At 64.4% G+C, this 486-nt stretch carries 1 protein-coding gene; it reads right to left on the minus strand.

Annotated features, from left to right (window positions below):
- A partial coding sequence (locus tag FLX08_RS40145; protein WP_142625457.1) for an AAA family ATPase occupies positions 1-486 on the minus strand: 486 nt, incomplete at both ends.

Consider the following 486-nt stretch of genomic DNA (forward strand, 5'->3'; position numbering starts at 1 on the left):
ACCTTCATCCGCTCGTACGTGCTCTCCTCGTCGTTGGCCTTCGCGAAGCCCAGCCCCACGGCCTTGGAGATGTCGCGGGTGCCGAGGTTGGTCGTCATGATGATGACGGTGTTCTTGAAGTCGACCACCCGGCCCTGGGCGTCGGTCAGGCGACCGTCCTCCAGGATCTGCAACAGGCTGTTGAAGATGTCCCCGTGCGCCTTCTCGACCTCGTCGAACAGCACCACGGAGAACGGCTTGCGCCGCACCTTCTCGGTCAGCTGACCGCCCTCTTCGTACCCGACATAACCGGGCGGGGAGCCGAACAGCCGCGAAACGGTGTGCTTCTCCATGAACTCCGACATGTCCAGCATGATCAGCGCGTCTTCGTCGCCGAACAGGAACTCCGCCAGCGCCTTGGACAGCTCGGTCTTACCGACACCCGACGGGCCGGCGAAGATGAACGACCCACCCGGACGCCGCGGGTCCTTCAACCCCGCCCGCGTA

The sequence above is a fragment of the Microbispora hainanensis genome (genome assembly GCF_006874475.1).
Lineage (GTDB): Bacteria > Actinomycetota > Actinomycetes > Streptosporangiales > Streptosporangiaceae > Microbispora > Microbispora hainanensis.